This window comes from Vibrio celticus (assembly GCF_024347335.1).
GTDB classification, from domain to species: domain Bacteria; phylum Pseudomonadota; class Gammaproteobacteria; order Enterobacterales; family Vibrionaceae; genus Vibrio; species Vibrio celticus.
Genome location: NZ_AP025463.1, coordinates 1329216 through 1347912, shown reverse-complemented (window position 1 = coordinate 1347912; position 18697 = coordinate 1329216). Strand labels below are relative to the sequence as shown.

General features: G+C 41.2%; 13 protein-coding genes. 2 read left to right on the top strand and 11 right to left on the bottom strand.

Annotated features, from left to right (window positions below):
• Positions 1 to 67: 67 nt before the first annotated feature.
• From OCV19_RS06290 to OCV19_RS06240, 11 genes are all read right to left on the bottom strand, one after another.
• Positions 68 to 2272 (bottom strand): glycoside hydrolase family 3 N-terminal domain-containing protein, encoded by a 2205-nt coding sequence (locus tag OCV19_RS06290; RefSeq protein ID WP_065675142.1) that lies wholly within the window; start codon positions 2270 to 2272, stop codon positions 68 to 70.
• A gap of 68 nt (positions 2273 to 2340) precedes the next feature.
• Positions 2341 to 2820: a hypothetical protein gene (locus OCV19_RS06285; protein ID WP_065675141.1), complete on the bottom strand. Its 480-nt coding sequence runs from the start codon at positions 2818 to 2820 to the stop codon at positions 2341 to 2343.
• Positions 2820 to 3641 carry a carbohydrate ABC transporter permease gene (locus OCV19_RS06280; protein WP_065675140.1) on the bottom strand — a complete coding sequence of 274 codons (822 nt, stop codon included), beginning with the start codon at positions 3639 to 3641 and terminating at the stop codon, positions 2820 to 2822. The genes OCV19_RS06285 and OCV19_RS06280 overlap by 1 nt, the downstream gene beginning before the upstream one ends.
• Positions 3638 to 4519, bottom strand: a complete 882-nt coding sequence (locus tag OCV19_RS06275) for a carbohydrate ABC transporter permease (RefSeq protein ID WP_065675139.1) — start codon at positions 4517 to 4519, stop codon at positions 3638 to 3640. The genes OCV19_RS06280 and OCV19_RS06275 overlap by 4 nt, the downstream gene beginning before the upstream one ends.
• A 43-nt stretch (positions 4520 to 4562) precedes the next feature.
• Positions 4563 to 5807, bottom strand: a complete 1245-nt coding sequence (locus OCV19_RS06270; protein WP_065675138.1) for an extracellular solute-binding protein — start codon at positions 5805 to 5807, stop codon at positions 4563 to 4565.
• A 109-nt stretch (positions 5808 to 5916) separates the two neighbouring features.
• Positions 5917 to 6903: a LacI family DNA-binding transcriptional regulator gene (locus tag OCV19_RS06265; RefSeq protein ID WP_065675137.1), complete on the bottom strand. Its 987-nt coding sequence runs from the start codon at positions 6901 to 6903 to the stop codon at positions 5917 to 5919.
• A gap of 190 nt (positions 6904 to 7093) precedes the next feature.
• Positions 7094 to 10477 carry a GH36-type glycosyl hydrolase domain-containing protein gene (locus tag OCV19_RS06260; protein ID WP_065675136.1) on the bottom strand — a complete coding sequence of 1128 codons (3384 nt, stop codon included), beginning with the start codon at positions 10475 to 10477 and terminating at the stop codon, positions 7094 to 7096.
• Between the two features lie 43 nt (positions 10478 to 10520).
• Positions 10521 to 11630, bottom strand: coding sequence for an ABC transporter ATP-binding protein (locus OCV19_RS06255; protein WP_065675135.1), 1110 nt, complete (start codon positions 11628 to 11630; stop codon positions 10521 to 10523).
• 413 nt (positions 11631 to 12043) lie between these two features.
• Positions 12044 to 12397 carry a DUF2799 domain-containing protein gene (locus OCV19_RS06250; RefSeq protein ID WP_065675134.1) on the bottom strand — a complete coding sequence of 118 codons (354 nt, stop codon included), beginning with the start codon at positions 12395 to 12397 and terminating at the stop codon, positions 12044 to 12046.
• 398 nt (positions 12398 to 12795) lie between these two features.
• Positions 12796 to 14511, bottom strand: coding sequence for a sulfatase family protein (locus tag OCV19_RS06245; RefSeq protein ID WP_065675133.1), 1716 nt, complete (start codon positions 14509 to 14511; stop codon positions 12796 to 12798).
• An 88-nt stretch (positions 14512 to 14599) separates the two neighbouring features.
• Entirely contained in the window at positions 14600 to 15931 is a 1332-nt protein-coding gene (locus OCV19_RS06240) for a hypothetical protein (protein WP_065675132.1), read from the bottom strand.
• 718 nt (positions 15932 to 16649) lie between these two features.
• On the opposite strand from OCV19_RS06240, the gene OCV19_RS06235 reads away from it, so the two are divergent.
• Positions 16650 to 16988 carry a hypothetical protein gene (locus tag OCV19_RS06235; RefSeq protein WP_065675131.1) on the top strand — a complete coding sequence of 113 codons (339 nt, stop codon included), beginning with the start codon at positions 16650 to 16652 and terminating at the stop codon, positions 16986 to 16988.
• 79 nt (positions 16989 to 17067) lie between these two features.
• Positions 17068 to 18498 (top strand): sulfatase-like hydrolase/transferase, encoded by a 1431-nt coding sequence (locus OCV19_RS06230; RefSeq protein ID WP_065675130.1) that lies wholly within the window; start codon positions 17068 to 17070, stop codon positions 18496 to 18498.
• Positions 18499 to 18697 lie beyond the last annotated feature (199 nt).

Sequence of the window (18697 nt, the reverse complement as noted above, 5' to 3'; positions counted from 1 at the left end):
CCTCAAAAAAAACCTGCTCGTTGCAAGCAACAGCAGGTTCAAATTCATTTAAAAATTACGAAACGTTTTAACCGTTACTTAAGCCAGATGCTTGCAGTAAGAACGAAGCTTTTAACGACGCGTTACTGTCAGAACCGACATAGAGCTCGATACGTGATTCAGTGACTTCTAGGCGTTGTTCTTCTCCGTAATATTCTAGTGAGCAAGACGGGATCTCTAAACACACGGTTTTCGCTTCACCAGGGCGCAAATCTACGCGAGAAAATGCCTTCAATTCCTTTTCTGGTCGACTCGTCGTAGCATGGATCTGCCGCGTGTAACACTGCACAACCTCTGTCGCCACATGCTCTCCAATATTGCGCACGTTGACTTTAACCTTTAACGTATCCTCCAAAGACAGTTCACTATGACTGAGTTCTAAATTACTGTATTCAAATTCACCATAGGTTAAACCAAAGCCAAACGGATATAATGGTGTATCCTTTTGATCTTTATATGGTTGATACTCTTGGAATGCTCGCATTTTGCCCAGTTTTTTACGCGCGTAATAAATAGGGATTTGTCCAGTCGAGCGAGGCACTGACATGGGTAAACACCCACTAGGCGACACGGCGCCAAACAATAAGCGAGCAACCGCATGCCCTGTTTCCGTGCCACTTTGCCAAGCGTACAGTAACGCGTCAGCAAATTGTTCCGTTGCCATTGACGGTACAGGGCGCCCTGTACACTGAACAACAACTAATGGTGTATCGGTTTCACCAATAGCTTGAATAAGCTGCTCCTGCCCCGCTGGCAACGTAAGCTCGGCGATATTTCTCGCTTCTCCGGTTCGACGATGGCTCTCCCCAGTGCATAGAATAGTGAGATCAGCCCGATGAGCACATTCAACCATCTCATCAGTAAAAGAAGCGTCTTCAGTGATGAGATCGACATTTAGATTATTTTGCTCAATATACGCTTGGATACCCTCATAAATTGAAGTCACATCTTGCGACCGCCCGTCCAAACACCAAGAGCCTAAGTGCTGTCGTTGGCTATGAGCGTGCGGGCCGATAACCGCAATCGTCAGCTTACTTTGTAAAGAGGAAGGACTGGCGAGTGGTAAGATCCCAGAGTTTTTTAATAACACCATACTTTGCTCAGCGAGTTGCTGAGCTTTAGCGACATGCTCAGGGTGACGCAGTATGGTTTTGTGACGATTTTCATCAACATACGGTTTCTCAAATAGCCCAGCCTTAAACTTAATCGTTAACACTCGACGAGTCGCTTCATCAATGGTGTCCATGTTAATCTGACTGGAAGAAACTAAATCGGGTAAAAAATCTTGATAAGCCTCATTGGTCATTGCCATGTCAACACCGGCTTCTAGCGCCTTTTTAGCCGACGCTTTGGCATCTTTGGCCACACCAAAATACTCTAAATCTGAGATTGAACCCCAATCACTGACCACAAAGCCATCAAAGCTCTGCTGCTGCTTTAACCAACCATTAATTAACTGGTTACTTGCAGATACTGGGGTACCGCCTAGATCATTAAACCCCGACATCACAGTAGCTACGCCAGCTTCTACTGCCGCCTTGAAAGGGGGCAAATACACGTTATGAAGCGTATTATCGGTAATCTCTGTAGTATCGTAATCACGCCCCCCCTCAGCGGCACCGTAGCCAATAAAGTGTTTAGCGCAAGCTACCATTGAGTTCTCATCGGCCATATCATCGCCTTGGAAACCCTTAACGACAGCTTTCGCCATTGCGCTCGTCAAAAAAGGGTCTTCTCCTGCACTTTCAATTACCCGCCCCCACCTTGGGTCGCGAACAATGTCTAACATTGGTGCAAACGTCCAGTGAATACCAAGTGAAGACGCTTCTTTTGCGATACAACGATAAGCTGATTCAATCATGTCAGGATTAAAAGAGGATGCCTGCGCTAAAGGAATAGGTAAAACGGTTTGCTGGCCATAGATGACGTCTCGAGCAATAATCAAAGGGATGCCTAATCGACTTTGTTCGACTGCAACTTTCTGAAATTCATTTAATTGCTTGGGATCAACACTTTCTCCCGGAGCGTTGCCCGCCCAGGCAGTATCCGCCAAGATTCTTGAACCCCAAGATCCTTTTTTCACCCCATCTAAGTACTGTTCACGATTATCATCATAATCTAGCATTGGGGTCTGGCATAGTTGACCGATTTTTTCTTCTGTTGTCATTCGCGAGAGTAAATCCTCTACTCGCTGATGAATAGATAGAGTTGTGTCTTGATACGGCTGTGCCATATATACTCCAAGAGTCGTTTAAGATTGGAAAAGAGAGGCACAGTCACGAGTATGACCGTGCCTATCATTTAGAGCTGAGAATGGACGTAATCGGGGAATGCTTGAACCAGAAATTCTTTCATTTCAGCTTCTAGCTCTTCATCATTTGATGCTATTGCGCGTTCTAGCAGTATTTCTGCAACCTCAGGAACGTATTTACTATCAAGCTGAACATATAAATCGATGAATTGATAGAGTTCATCGTCAGACAGCTTTGGCATCAATCGCTCAGGAGCTAACAAGGCATCATCATAAAAGGCTGGCGTAATGCCTAATGTGACATTATCCCAAGCCTCTATCACCTGCTGATAGCCACCCAAATAATGCTCGTCATTACGGATTTCCAGTTTATTCGATCCCTTTAGCGCAATGACATAATTACCTTGTTCTTCCTGTTGTTGAGCAAACTCAAAATAACTTTTTGATAAAAAGTAAACTTTGCCCCATGCGAAGAAATAAGCAATCAGTATAAAGCCAAGGAGCATGCTCATTCGTTTTAACTGCACCATTATTTAACTCCTACACCCGTAAATGCCTTGATAAAGTTTTTCTGCATAAAGAAGAAAACAAAAACAACAGGCACAGCAATCATGGTCGTCATTGCCCAAACCTGCTCAAGGTTGCCTGCTGGTATATCTTGCTGGAACTTAAACAGCGCCATTTGCAGAGTCAGCATAGAGTCATCACGAATATATAGTAGTGGTCCCATGAAGTCGTTCCACGCCCCCATAAAGGTTAGGATACCGACCGTTGCCATCGCTGGGCGCATCATTGGTAATACGACTTTGAAGAATATACGCATCTCACTTGCACCATCGATTCTTGCCGCTTCCAAATACGCCTCATCAACCTGAGTCATGAACTGATACAGAAGAAATATATTGTAAGCACTAATGGCTCCCGGAATGATAAGCACACGATAAGTATTAATCCAATCCCACTCATACATCATCATATAAACAGGGATCGTAAACAAAATCGCCGGAACCATCATAGAAGACAAGATCAATCGCAGCCACACCTGACGACCTGGCATATTGGTTTTGGCAATAGCAAACGCAACCATTGCCGATAGCAAGCAGTTCAACACTGTAACTGATACAGAAACGAATATTGTATTAAAAAATATACGCCCTAGATTAACACTGTTAAAAATCTCAATATAACCATTTAGTGACCATGTTGATGGTAATGAGTTCGGAGAGTGCATAATCTCCGAACCTGGCTTAAACGAGTTGATAATCATAAAGAAAAATGGATAGAGCACTACAATACTAGCAATTGTGAGTGATACATATATCATCACCTTGCCTTTATTCAGTTCTTTCATTCTTTATTACTCCCGTTTGTTATTTTTAACTGAATCATCGTCAATATGAAGATCACGATTGCAAGCAATAAACCAACTGTCGATGCTTCACCCATTTTCATTTGTTCAAAACCAATTTGGTACAAGTGAAGTACAGGTGTTAACGCTGAATTATGAGGCCCACCTTGCAAGTCAAAGTTCATAAAGACTTCGGTAAACATCTGCAAACCGTTGATAACATTAATTGTAAGAACAAAAATAATCTGTGGCTTAATTAGCGGTAGAATAATCTTGGTGATCTTTCTCGACCATGTTGCACCATCAATGTCAGCAGCTTCTAACAACGACTTGTTAATACTTGCAATACCACCGAGGAATATGATCATTTGTACACCAAACCACTTCCATGCACTAAACACTGCAATGACCGGCATCGGTAACCATTTTTCAAACTTCCAGAACACAGGAGAATCGAGCAATTGAATCTCTAGCATCGTCGACTGGATAGGTCCATTTGGTCCTGCAATAAAATCAAAAATCAGCATGGCCACAGTAACTGATGTAACTACCGGTATAAACAGCACAGTTCGAAATAACCCTGATAACACGGTTACTTCGTTTAGCATCAACGCTGCACCAAGTGCAATCACAAAGCTTAATGAAATAAATATCGCCTGATTAAAGAAGACGTTAAATATCGACTTCCAAAACTTATAGTCCGTGATGGCATTAACCCAGTTCCCGATACCAACAAACTCGGTATTTTCAGGGTTTAATATATTAATATCCAAAAAACTATTTTCTAACGATAGAAAAAATGGATACAACATGAAAACCAGAAAGTACGCAACCCAAGGCAACATAAATAGGTAAGACACCCAGTAACGCTTAATATTCATAACTATTCCAATATAATAATTGTCAGAGATGTTTTATTACACACTATCTTTTTAGTATTTTTTTAACGTCTTCTGCCGCAGCTTCTACTGCCGCTTCTGGCGTCATTTTTTCCATAACAACAGATTGAGAATAGTACTTAAGTAGAATACTAGACACTTCAGACACGGCTGCGGATGATTCGTTCATTACAACATTATTCAGCTGTTCGACAAACGGCTTGATATCTTCTTGCTGGAAATAAGGATGAGACTGTAATGAACCTAATGTCGGAAGGTTCTGCAACTCCATGTTCGCTTGCAAATGATTATCCTCTTCCATTAGAAGCTCAATAAGCTGCCAACTACGCTCTTCAACCTTGCGTGTATTTTTGAATACCATCAGCGCACGGCCATCCAGATTAGAGTAATGTGTCCCCCCTTCAACTAGTGTGGGAATAGGCGCAATTCCAACATCCTTACCAATCTGCATCGGATATCCCGCCGCATCTTGTAAGTTTGCTTTCCACGCAATACCGTATTGTGGCCACATCCCTATCGTTCGAGAGAAAAAGTTCTGCTCCATCGTTAACGGTGCGAATTGCTGTATTTTTTTCATGGTTTCTAAAAATTTAACCATTGATGCTTCATCTTTATCAAATACAGGATGCGTACCATAACGATTTAATAACTGATACTTACCTTCATTAAAGTTATAGTAGAGCGGCGATAGCATATTCCAATACCAGCCTCCCCAAGATAAAGCATCATTCCACAATGCGGCTCCGTGAACATTTGCGCCATTGTCACGTGCCGGAAGATTATTGATTTTTTCAGCCGCAGATAAAAACGCATCCCATGTTTTTGGTGGTGATTCAGGGTCTAACCCAGCTTCTCGAAACAAATCCTTATTGTAAATCATCATTTGAGTCGTAGCGTGCCAAGGAATATAGTAATTACGATTAAAATGCTTGGCCATAAATTGAGGTTCAATTCTTTCCTCTAATTGATTGAAGCCATCAAACTCATTTAAATACATTAAACGTCCGAGTTTTGCATACCTCGGAACCATATAACCAAAAACACCGGCATAAACATTTGGATAATCACCAGCTGCCATGCGTGTTTCTAAATTTGAATCATTGGTTAATATTAAAGTTACATCAGGATAACGGCGCTCATATTCGGGTTTTATAAACTCGTTTACAAACGTCATTTGCTCCCCTGACGACACCATAAACTCAATTCGTTCCTTTGCCACTGCTGAAGAAGTTACAGTCAGTAGCATAATCGTAAGCCAACGGTTTATCATGTGTTATCCTCGTAAGGCTATGTAAATCACATCTGAACAATTGCGGCATATTATTGCCACGATTTCTCATGGCAACGATAAAGAACTAAAAAATGTTTGTGTTTAAATACTAAATAGAGTCTCGAGCAACATACTTAGTTGGTAATATTGTTACTGGCTCAATATACTCTTCATTATTCATTGCATTAAATAGCACTTCGACAGATTTGACTCCCATATCAAATTTATCATGTGTGACCGTACTCAATGCAGGTAAACACCTTTCAGATTCTCGAATGTCATCAAAGCCAACCAGCTTTAATTGTTCAGGAATTTTAATCTCTTTCTCATTAGCGGCTTTAATAACACCGAGGGCCATTTCATCATTACCCGCAAAGATTGAACCTGGTATCGATTTCTTAGAGAAAAGTTCTAGTGCTTTCTCATAGGCGTCTTTTTCAGTAAAATCTGAACGAATGATCAGTTCATTATTGAACTTAAGATTATAAAACCCGAGTGCTGCTATATAGCCATCTAACCGTTTCTGGTTGTCGTACGAGTCGGTAGGACCACTCATATAGTAAACTTCTTCACTTCCACTATCGATCAATTGCTTAGTCGCACTAAATGCACCACCAAAGTTGTCAATCAAGATATTGTAGATATTAGGTGCAGTAATTTCTCTATCAAGCACAACAACAGGAAGATTGTTTGCTGCCACAGATTCTAAGAATTCATCATCAAACGCATTACTCAAGATAATAGCGCCATCGATCATCTGATCTTTCAGATAACGATGGGCTGTTGACTCTGCACCACCATAAAGGCTACAGGCGATTAAGTCATACCCCATCTCATGCACTTTTTGCTCAATTCCTTGCACAAGTTCACTATAAATTGGACCAAACCAAGAGTTAAAGAAAACCCCTATCGCGCCAACGTTTTTTTGTCTTAAACGTTTTGCATTGCTGTTTGCCGAGTAGTTGAGTCTTTTTGCAACTTCAAGAACATGTTTCCGCGTTTTCTCACTAATACGGTCACTGTTGTTCATCGCATAAGAGACGGTCGAAATTGACACATTCGCTTCTCTGGCAACATCTTTGATTGTATGTCTCATTTCAGTATTGACCCTTCACTTTAATAGTATCCTTATCTAGCTGAATCACTTGCGTTTTCTAACCGCTTTATTGAAGTATACTGCATTAGATAAAACGTTTCTACTAATCAGAAATAGGCAAAATCTTTGATAGAGCTACATTCAAATCATGGCATGTTCTCCCCCCACTAAAGTGGGGGGGGACATAGCGTTACAGCCAAACGGTTAGTTGATTACACTCATCAATTAACATGCTGTTTATAATAGACTTATCTATCTTAGCGCCACCCGTTCGGTATGCATTAGCTGTTAACGAAACCGCTACATCGTTACCGTTAAGTTCAATACGTTTAGGTGTGAATTCACCTTGCTCAGGTAGGATATTAAGCTTGCACGATTTTCCATAAAGCGTGAAGTCTAAACTTACCTTACCCATGCTTTTAGCGATAACTGGATCCAAAACTAGAGAATCCTTTTCATAGCGGACACCAAGCACGTTACTCATTACTTGGTTGATATAAATACCAGGACCACTAGAGTAGATACGCCAGCCACCTTTAACAGCAACGTCACCTGACTTCAGCTTGTCGAAATCACGGTATGCCTCATAACGGTCGTTAAACTTGCCATCTGAACTAGAGAAATACGCATTCGATTGACGAATTTCAGCATTTGGTACTGCTTGTTGAATTCCAACCGGAACAATTTTGTATAAGTTCTCAACAACTTTGTCGGCTTTACCCATTTTACATAACGCTTCTATAAAACGAATGTGGGCATGGCAATACTGCAGGCCGACTTCACGGCCAAGGTTTGCAGCAAGCTCTGCGCGTTTAAAGTAGCTTTGCTTACCACCGTTGTATTCCGCCATTTTCTCCATTAAACGTACGCCATCAGGATGAACTAGGTTCTCTTCGATGATTTGCATGTGGCTTTCTGCCATCTCTTTACTGAACGTTTCAGAGATAATCGATCTTGATGCAGGAAGAAGGCGGTATTTGATACCTGTTTGCTGATCTGATGGGTGCAGCAAGTACTCGACTTTATCTACGTCTTTGTTAGGCAGATGGATAAAGCCTGCGATCACATCATCTTTGACAAGGAGCTTATTGAAATCCGCTTCCATGTTAACCGTCAACTCGGTGATCAAAGTAACAAACTCTGTATATTGCTTACTTGAAGAAAGAGCTTTCGTCAGTGTTTTTAGCGACTGCAGCGTAAGAGGAATTGTCCAACCACTAACCATATTCTCTCTTAAAGACTGATTAGCTGGCTGCAACGTATCATCCCAATCACCATCGCCGTAGCATGATAAATGTGTACCAGGGACCAAGTTATCGAAGATGTGTTTAACCTGACGTTCTAAGTGAGCAAAGATCGTGTACTTCTGATCAGTGAACTCGAAACCATCTTCGATACTCGTATAAGGCACCTCACGATTTAGTACATCAATATCCCCTGTTGTGGTGATGTAGTCTGCGATCGCCTTAAGCGGCCAAACCACAATGTCACCATGACAATCTTCTTGCTGAATTTTTGAATATTTGTCGAACATGAACCACTGTGGCCATGTGCCTGTTTCAATGTGCTGATGGCTATAAATAGTCTCTAGTAAATCGACAACTCGATCGTATCGCTGCATAGACATGAACAGTTCAAACGGCCCTTGTGATACATCACGAGTTCCCCATGCAGCACCAGAGTACTGCTCTAACCCATGTGGTGTACTGTAGTGAACTAAGGCATTGTGAGTAAACCACTGCATTGTATCGTTCAACTTTTGAGCATTGTATGCGTCATTTTCAAACTCTACATTGAACTGATTCAGAAGCTGGTTTTGCGCCTCTTGATAGGCATTAATCTCAGAATCAAAATCTAGCATTCCGATAGCTAAATCATCTTTACCATCTAACGTACCAGAAATTGTGACACTGGCTTTTGCAGTAACGGTACCTGTTAGTAACAAGTATCGAGTTGAGTCTTTGCAAACGACCGTAGATACGTCCGTTAAAAAGTCATTTGCTGACATGACGTATGCCATCTCAGGGTAAGTTGAACCTACAAGTTCATTTTTGCCATCGACACGGAAACAGTTACCTTCACGCGTAACGGTAACATCATTTTCGTTCTCGTTATTGCCCATCAATAGCTGGTTGGTAATCGTAATTTCTAGCGCCTCTGACAAGCCTTGCGTTTCAACATCAAGCTGAACCGCCGTTTGCTCTTGTGAGCTAAAACTTGTGACAATAATGTAGCCGCTCTGATATTTATATATCCAACGAGAGAAGTTTAAGCCAACTTCAAATGCCGATGGCATAGTTAAGAGACGGTGTTCACAACCTTCTTTAATCCAAATACGTTGCCCGCTGAACTTGAACATATTCAAGGATGTGCGCTCTACCCCTAACAGCTTATTAAAAGAGGTATTACCGAGAACAATATGCGAGTTAAACACGCCGTACATGCCATGAGTAGAGCTCATCACTGCATTTTCAAAGTTTTGATTGTTCCCCGTTGAAATCATGTGACCTGTAGAGCGCTCAAGAAGATACTCTTTTCCTGCTAAGGTCACGTAACGGCTATCGCCTTGCTTATCGCCGTAAAAGAATGACAGCAACTGGCCGTTATTCTCTTCTGGAAAACGCTGTTTCCTTGAAAAAAACGTTTCGACTTCAGCTAAAGAAAAATCCTCTCCGACGACACTATTCGCTGTATCCAAATAAAAGTCGATAAGTCCTTGCTCTGACACTCGGTGCTCGCCTGGCAGCACATACTCTTGTCGTAATTGATTCAGCTCTTTTGGCTCAGTGACGTTAGAAAGCGGAAGATCAGTGCCAAAATCAATATAGAACACCGACTCTTGCGTCTCTGAACTACGCAGGTTAACTTTCTCTGTTTGTAGCGCAACATAGCCCATCTCAAACTGTAATTTAAAGTTTGGAAGTTGCTCTTCAAACAACGCTGCTGGTTGTGCGTCGAAACGGTAGCTTTTACCAAAGAATTGGTAGCCATCAGTAGAAAATGCCACAACTTTATCTGTAAGCGAACCAATCTGAGTACAAGGGTTACCCGTACTTTGAGGAAGATTTTGGCGAGAACACACCACATAACCTTCATCTTTAGTTTCGAATATTTGGTGATCTAAGTACTGGCTAACATAGCATTCGTTACTCTTTACTGCGCCTTCATCAGCTAGCGCCAAGTCTTGCCCGAATACAAGATCATAAGTCAACGTTGATGCAGATACGTTGTCAACCTTAGTCGTGAAGTAGAGCTTTTCAGAATCGGCAGCGAAAGAGATAACAACTGAAGCACAAAAGGCGTCCGTTTTCGTTTCCCAAACCACTAAGCCATCATCATTGCGATAGGTACGCATCGCTTTGTTGAAATGCATGAGTGGCGTGAATTCAATCGTATCTTCATGATGAGTACGAAGATAAATATTGGATAGTGCACTCTCAAATTCGCTTGGGCTGTACAAATTAAGCATCACTGTGCCATGCTTAATAGTGTGCAGAACATTATGCTCTGAGAAATCTAACGTTAGATGTCCGTTAGTGATTGAATGAAATGAATCAGAAATTGCGTGAATCATGTAAAAGTACCTACTTACTAAAAATTAAAATGGGGCATTCTGGTTAGAGAAAAATGTTTTGTTCTGTCTCTTTATCGAACACATGAACTTTATTCATGTTAAGTGACACGCTATGGACACTCTGCTTGCAAAGAGAAAGCTCCGGATTCGTTTCCTTACAAATAAGCTGTTCTCCATTAAAGTTCAGATAAAGGAAAGACTCTGAGCCCATCTCCTCAACCTCTGTTACATATGCATCAAAATTGTTGTCACCTGGTGTCATCGATAATTGCTCTGGACGCACACCTAGATAAACATCCTTACCAACATAGCCAGCAAGGTGACCTTGCTTTTCTTTAGGAAAAGTAAAGACGTTGTCATTGACCTGGATAACCACCTCACCATTTGTCCCTTCTATTAGCCTACCTGATAGCATATTCATCGTTGGTGAGCCGATAAACTCTGCAACAAATTTATTCGCAGGCTTGTGGTATAGATTCATAGGTGTATCGACTTGCATGATGGCACCACGATTAAGCACGCAGATGCGGTCACCCATCGTCAATGCTTCAACTTGGTCATGAGTCACATAGATCATTGTGGCGGGCTTACCAGACGTTTTCAGGTCTTCATGAAGTCTCGAGATTCGCATCCGCATTGAGACTCGAAGTTTGGCGTCTAAATTTGATAGTGGCTCGTCAAAAAGGAAGACTTCTGGCTTTCGCACCATAGCTCGCCCTAGCGCGACACGCTGACACTGACCACCAGACATTTGTCCCGGCTTACGATCAAGTAGTTCTGTAATCTCTAAAATGTCAGCGGCTTCATTAACGCGCTTCGCGATTTCATCTTTCGGTTTTTTACGCGTCTCCAGACCAAATGCTAAATTCTCTCGAACTGTCATATGTGGGTATAAAGCATAGTTTTGGAATACCATCGCAATGCCACGATCTTTTGGCTGGACGTCATTACATAACTTGTCGCCAATGACGAGCTCGCCACTCGAAATACTTTCTAATCCAGCAATCATTCTTAACGTCGTTGATTTGGCACATCCAGACGGACCAACCAAAACCATAAATTCACCGTCTTTAATGTCGAGTGTGAAATCATGAACAGCGTGAAAGCCACCTTTATAAATCTTGTTTATATTTTTGAGCTTGACCTGAGCCATAAGCGTACTCTTCTGAATAAAGTTATAGAAACGTTTCAATAGATACTATGAGAGACGACCATAACTGTCAACAAAAGGTGCGAAATCATGAACTTTGGTCACACTTTTCTTTAGACATGTGTCAAAACAGTACATTGGGCTTTTATTATGATTAAAAAAGAAGAGGGGTTAACGGTAAGTTATTGAATTTAAGTTAATTATATTATTTGGCACTTCATAGCAACAGTCCTAAATTGTCACGCTGGAGAATAGCAAGTTCAATAAAACGTGAGCAGGTTCTAACTCTGCTAATTTAATATCGAAACGTTAAAGGTTGAAATGGCGAAATTTTGTAGAAAAACTGCCGTTATCTGTAGATTAAACAATCAAGACGAGTAAAGCTGAAGATCATCCTCAACTTTACTCGTGTTAACTCAGTCTCGACTTATATAGTCCCAATCTTTCTGCTGCATATCATTCAAGCCCATGTTGTATTGCGCAATGAACAACGGAGCGAGTTTCTCACAGGTGTTTTCATAGTCGACTCCGGCCCAAGCCACTTCATAACCATTTTGACTACAGAACTCTGTTAAGCCTTTATTATAACCTGCCTGAAATGACGCCACTTTCTCGGTCGGAATGGCCTGGTCTTGTGCCATTGCTTTACCTTGAAATGCTAAGTCATAGCCTCTTTGTCCCCAATCGTTTGATGCAACATCATTGGTAGAAGAACACCCGGACGCTAGAAGAATAGTACTCAATACAACTGCTGATTTTAAAAACCTCATATCCCCTCCTTACGTGGCTTCATAGCAAACAATATTTGGATGTTCATGAAGCTACATTTACTTATTTACAAGAGCCTTCTATGCGTAAACTTAATTAGTATGACTCAACGGATTCACTTTTAGTGTAGCAGCAAAAAAAACCTATAAATCATATAAATAGCTTTCGACAAGGAATCACCACTTTCGCGTTTTTTTGTCAAAACGTTTCAGCGTACTGGCAGCAACGATTTAACTGTAACTTAGGCATTTCAAATTTCTGTCAAAAAAATCCCTTCACAATTCAAATTCTTCGGAATCATGGAAACGTTAAAACTAAAATCATTCTCCAGTTTCAATAACAACTAGACATAAAAAAAGCCAGTAGCATAGCTACTGGCTCGATCCATCACGGGGCTCGTTTATAGACCTAATCTCTCTCGCTCTTGTTTCATCATGAATGGGTATGGTGCTTTAAAGTAATCTTTTGGCACTTCATAGCGAACTCGCGCATTTTCAAGCTCTTCCATCATTTTATCTTGAACTTCTTTATACTTAGGATCACCGTAAACATTGTTCACTTCTTTTGGATCCATTTTCAGGTCATAGAGTTCAAAAATACCTTTACCTTGTTCCTGAGAGTAAAAATCAATCAGTTTATAGCGATCACTTCTAACACCATCATGACGCGGTACGTTGTGAGCACCTTCCATGTAGTAGTGATAGTAAACGACTGGTCGTTCTTCATGCCATTGAGCATCTGATGTTTCACCAAGCAGAACTTTCAAAAATGATTTACCCTGCATCTCTTGCGGAGCTTCTAAACCAACCGCATCTAAAAACGTTGGTCCAAAATCCATATTCTGAATCATTGCCTGTGGACGCTGCTCTGCTGGGATTTTAGCGGGCCAACGAATCATGAATGGCATTTTAAACCCTTCTTCGTACATGTAGCGCTTTTCTGCCCATCCATGCTCACCAATAAAGAAACTTTGGTCAGAGCTATAAACAACAATGGTATTTTCCGCTAATCCTGACTCATCTAAGTAATCAAGAATACGGCCAACGTTCTCGTCAATAGTCATTACGGTAGCCATGTAGTCCCGCATAAAACGTTGATACATGTATTCGGTACGTGCCACTTTGAGATCTCTTGGCACATCACCCCAACGGCGCGCATACATAGGATCCTTCATCTTTTGCCAGTAATCGACATTCACATCATCATAGGCGTCATGAAACGCAGCTAACTGCTCTTCATTTAGTCGATTAACAAACTGATCGAAATGCCATTTTTCATCGTTTGTCATGCTCTTAATCCACTCTTCTCGAATACGAGCCTTTTCTGGTGAGCTTGGAGCTGGTGGGAATGCATTAATTCCAACAGGTGTCATACCATAAAGTTGCATCCAAGCATTGTTCGCATGGTCACCTCGCGTTGCATAATCATCAAACAACGTGTCAGGTGTTGGGAAATTATGGTTAATGAAGGTCTTCATATGACGAGCAGGCGGTCGCCTAGGAGTATGAGGGGCTTTATATTGCACCTTCAACAAAAATGGCTTATCTGCATCTCGGCTCTCTTCAAGCCAATCTAACGACATATCAGTAATCAGGTCGGTAGAATACCCTTCCATTACTGTCGTTTTGCCCTTTTGATCAACAAATTCCGGGTTATAATAAGTACCCTGCCCACCAGAGCCATTCAATACTAAAGAGTAACCAAACTCATTAACTGGCGTCGGATGCATATGCCACTTACCAATCAGTGCCGTATCATAGCCACTTTGTTCCATGATCTTTGGAAAAATCACTTGATTAGGGTTCCAACGTGACGTGTTATCAATAACCCCATTTTTGTGAGAATGCTTACCCGTCATAACAGAAGCACGACTTGGCTGACAAATGGAGTTTGTCACAAACGCTCGCTCGAAGATGGCACCTTCATCAGCGATACGATCAATATTAGGAGTATGGCCTAACGTTGGATTGTAAGAACTAATAGCTTGGTTTGCATGGTCGTCCGAGAAAATAAATAAGATATTTGGTCTTGCATCTTCTGCAGCAACACTTGCCATTGCACTTGATGCCAGTAATAGCCCAATCCCTTTAGAGAGAATAGAACGATTGATATTCATATATATATAACCTATTAAAAATGAACACTTAGCGAGCATAAATCGATATTCACACTCACTACGTAGCTTTATATTTTTTGCTACTTAATTAGTTATTGTAGTGATTGTTATTATTGAAGAAATCAAGGCCTAAGTGCTCTGGCATTGCTGCCAAACCAAATAAGAACGTGGAAAAATCAACACCTTCTATCCACTCAGCCTTCCACTCTGGTTGATCATGGCTATAACGCCATAGAATTTCATACCCACCATCTAATTCAAACTTAGCGTTAATCGAATCATCTCGATACGTCGCAATGAGATCGTCTTTCGCTCGCTCATTAAACGGTAAATAACCTGCTAGAATATGAGGTGAAATGACCAAGTTCTCGTTAAACTGACGGTCACCTTCAAAGTGAAAACGGTCGACACAGTAACCGTTAGGACAAGCACCAGCACCACTTCCCCATTCATATTCTTTGATGTCTACGCCGTCAATATCGACATCTTGCCAAAAAGCGTAATCCGCTTTTGCAGATTGCTTCAACGCTTCAGAGAACTGCGTGTTAGTCGAGAAGTCACTCATTAAGTAATTATTAAAGAGGAAGTTAAACTGAGAGGTAAACCATGTTTCACCTTCCGAAAGCACAGGGATATTATTATATTTAGCAACAGGCAAATATTTGGTCGATGCATACCAAACATCCCAGAACTTACGAGCGTTAGCCGGATTAGCGGTCTTAATTCGCTTATCTTTAGCCTGCTGATTTGCCACGGATGCTACAAGCATATATTCATTAAAGGCTTTCGTACGCCATTTTTTGAAGCTACCGTCTGTGTACTGAGCTAGATAAATTCGACCTGTTTTCACATCGGCGATATACGGTGTTAAATCTGTATTGCCATATAAGAAATCAGCTAAACGGGTAATTTCAGCGTTGTCGCTAAAATAGTTTTTTGCGAACTGAGCACCAAGAATCATAATAGCACTATCTACAGGGCTCCAATCATCCCCTGCTGCTTCACCAGTTTGCGTATTGTAGAAGTGGATAAATGTATTCGTTGCATTTTGGGGAACAGTAATTGTAGGGTCTTCTCCTGCAAGCATGCGTAACGTTTGCAATGCTAACTGTTCAGCTTTCGGTTCCCAACCGTTCGCGTGCCCAATAGTCAAAGCGACCAAACCCATACCCGAATTCGCTATCGAGCCCAAATGGTCACGGTGACCATTTAAATGCAGCTTATCTTCATAAGAACCATTATCATTGCGCAATTGTTGCCAATATGCGTAGCCACCTCGGTACAAACTTTCAATTATTTCAGCATCACTCTTTTGCTCCACTCGAACGGGGGAAGTTTGTTCGACGTCATTTGATGCATAAGTCGGAAGGCTCGCTGATAACATCGCCCCGACAATAAGAGCCGTGATTTTCTTTTTCATGTGTTTGATTCCAATATTATACCGACATACGTTCTGACCATTATACGCTGTCAGACAGTCACTAAATCTTAACTCAGTATAAACGTTTCTACATGACATACAACGCAAGCATGGATAGACTGTGCGCTAAATCACTTGATACTAGTTCTAAAACAATACTTTAACATGACAAAACACCCTTAATACTACCTGTTATCTAACTGAATTATATTAATTTTTCTTGAATCTTCCGGTAATAATTCCATCCAATTTGTTTAAATAAATAACACTGTACTTAACTGGAAAATGCACTTTTTATAGTACAATTGAAAAATTCACATCAAAACAAGACTAATGCAATTATGATTTAACAATCATAGAGTTAAGCTTAAACACGCCCATATCAACCATTAAAAACAAGAAAATCATAAACTTAAAGGAAACAATATTTTACAAAACGATATAGCCACAACACATCGATAGCAACCGTTGTCGCTAGATAACCGTTAAATTCACACCAGACTCAATCTTCCTTCTTTCTGAATAAAACGACGAGCCACCATAAACTCATATAAGAAAGAGTTATATATTCGTGATCCTCACCTCAAATACCACCTCCAAATAAGACCTAAATCACACTAACCTAACTAGTCATTTGCCTTTTTAAATATGTGCACATAAGTTAGCTCCAACCAATGCGAAACGTTTATATAAAATTACTATCTGGAGACCTACAATTATGAAAAAACTGTTTATTGCTGCCACTGCTATTACTTCTATGTTTCTTTCTACTAGCGTATTGGCAAATGCTGAAATTAAGCCCAACGACTTAAAACGAATCACTGGTGAAGTTCATGAAATGACAGTATTTCTTGATCTATCAGAAGCAGAGTCCAACGCGATTCTAGATGCCAAAAAGAACCTAGCAAGCGCTAACTATGACCTTGTTGGTAAATATGGTGCTCGTACTGCAGAATATAAAGAAGCAAGAAAGCCAGTATGGCGCGACTACCAAAAATCTCTTTTTGCTGTCATCAGCAAAGAAGATTTAAAACGATTTAATCAATCAAAAAAATAGCACTGAAATACACCGCGCGCATTGTGGCCAAAACCCGCTTCCAATGCGCCCGTCTACCTTGCCAATGGAATTTTAATTCATGACTTCTAAGTTTGTAAAAAAAGGAATGGGCATTGCTATTGCCTCTGTGATGGCAGGCGGTATGCTGGCCAATACAGCAGTGGCCGACACACCATCTTCAGAACCTCAGCAGCCCAATGTTGTACTTATTTTTGTCGATGACATTGGCTATGCGGACATGGGTTTTCAGAAGATTCGAGATGATGTTATCACTCCACACATGGATAAAATTGCCCATGATGGCGCGATTTTTTCTGCTGGGTATGTCACTGGTTCTGTCTGTGGCCCATCTCGAGCAGGGCTATTAACGGGGCGCTACCAACAGCGCTTTGGTTACCACGACAATATTGGTCCACGAATTAGCGAAAAAGGCATAGAGCAAGGGCTCGACCTTTCAATAAAAACGTTTGGTAACTACTTCCAAGACGCTGGCTATGTCACAGGATACATTGGTAAATCACACGATGGTGACGATAAAAAATACTGGCCTCATAACCGCGGATTCACTGAATTCTATGGATTTAACAATGGTGCTGCAGATTACTTTGTAAGTGGCCACAACGTTGAAAATTCAGAAGAAAAAGCTTTTTCTTCTCTGCATCGGAATGATGAAGTAATCGAAAACTTTGATGGCTATTTAACCGATATTTTCGGAGACGAATCCGTTAGTTTTATCGAACGCCACAAGGACAACCCATTCTTCTTATACGTACCATTTAATGCCTCTCATGGTCCCATGCACGCAAAAGAAGAAGACCTGAAAAAATTTGCTCATATCAAGGATCCTCTTCGCCAAAAATCCCTCGCCATGACTCACAACATGGATATCAACGTCGGTAAGATTGTTGATAAATTGGAACAGCATGATTTGATGGACAACACCATGATTGTTTTCCTATCGGATAATGGTGGCAAGCCTAAAAACAATGGTTCAATGAATACCCCCTTAAGAGCGATTAAGGGCACTACATGGGAAGGCGGCATCAGAATTCCATTCGCCATCTCCTATCGCGGTCACATTCCTGCTAATCAGGTGATCGATGAGCCTGTGATCTCTTTAGACATTTTACCAACGACCCTAGCTATTGCGGGTATTGAACCTAAAAAAGATTGGCAACTAGAAGGCGTAAATCTAATGCCAAGGTTAACAGGTGAAGTCGATAAACTTGAGCCTCGATTCTTATACTGGCTAACCGCTGCTCGTAGCGCAATCCGTGATGATGACTGGAAACTAGTTGTACCAAATGTTCATGTGAAGCGTCCTCGCTATGAACTGTACAAAATTAGCGAAGACATCAGCGAATCTAATGATCTTGCAAAAACGTACCCAGAACAAGTTGAGCGACTAAAACAAGAGTTTGAGCGTTGGGACTCAGAAAATGAAGCCTCTCGATGGGGTTGGAATAAAGATCGTTACCCATACACTAATGGATGGAGAGGTCGCGACTAGTATAAGCCGAGCTCGTTTGGCGCAAGTCAGCTTCAGCACTGACTTGCGCTTCTCGATAAAATTCATGTCGTTTGCTTAAGACTATCGTCACACTAATGGATAAAAATCTCATAGATAACGAAGTTAGTCAGGAGGCAAGCCTTGAATAGCAATTCAGCCTCTTGTATAAACCTTACCAATATAAACGTTTAAACAGATT

Coding starts and splice junctions, on each gene's coding strand:
- OCV19_RS06285 (WP_065675141.1), bottom strand. CDS start 2,820: ATGGTGCAGTTAAAACGAATGAGCATGCTCCTTGGCTTTATACTGATT.
- OCV19_RS06270 (WP_065675138.1), bottom strand. CDS start 5,807: ATGATAAACCGTTGGCTTACGATTATGCTACTGACTGTAACTTCTTCA.
- OCV19_RS06265 (WP_065675137.1), bottom strand. CDS start 6,903: ATGAGACATACAATCAAAGATGTTGCCAGAGAAGCGAATGTGTCAATT.
- OCV19_RS06275 (WP_065675139.1), bottom strand. CDS start 4,519: ATGAATATTAAGCGTTACTGGGTGTCTTACCTATTTATGTTGCCTTGG.
- OCV19_RS06240 (WP_065675132.1), bottom strand. CDS start 15,931: ATGAAAAAGAAAATCACGGCTCTTATTGTCGGGGCGATGTTATCAGCG.
- OCV19_RS06260 (WP_065675136.1), bottom strand. CDS start 10,477: ATGATTCACGCAATTTCTGATTCATTTCATTCAATCACTAACGGACAT.
- OCV19_RS06230 (WP_065675130.1), top strand. CDS start 17,068: ATGACTTCTAAGTTTGTAAAAAAAGGAATGGGCATTGCTATTGCCTCT.
- OCV19_RS06250 (WP_065675134.1), bottom strand. CDS start 12,397: ATGAGGTTTTTAAAATCAGCAGTTGTATTGAGTACTATTCTTCTAGCG.
- OCV19_RS06245 (WP_065675133.1), bottom strand. CDS start 14,511: ATGAATATCAATCGTTCTATTCTCTCTAAAGGGATTGGGCTATTACTG.
- OCV19_RS06290 (WP_065675142.1), bottom strand. CDS start 2,272: ATGGCACAGCCGTATCAAGACACAACTCTATCTATTCATCAGCGAGTA.
- OCV19_RS06235 (WP_065675131.1), top strand. CDS start 16,650: ATGAAAAAACTGTTTATTGCTGCCACTGCTATTACTTCTATGTTTCTT.
- OCV19_RS06255 (WP_065675135.1), bottom strand. CDS start 11,630: ATGGCTCAGGTCAAGCTCAAAAATATAAACAAGATTTATAAAGGTGGC.
- OCV19_RS06280 (WP_065675140.1), bottom strand. CDS start 3,641: ATGAAAGAACTGAATAAAGGCAAGGTGATGATATATGTATCACTCACA.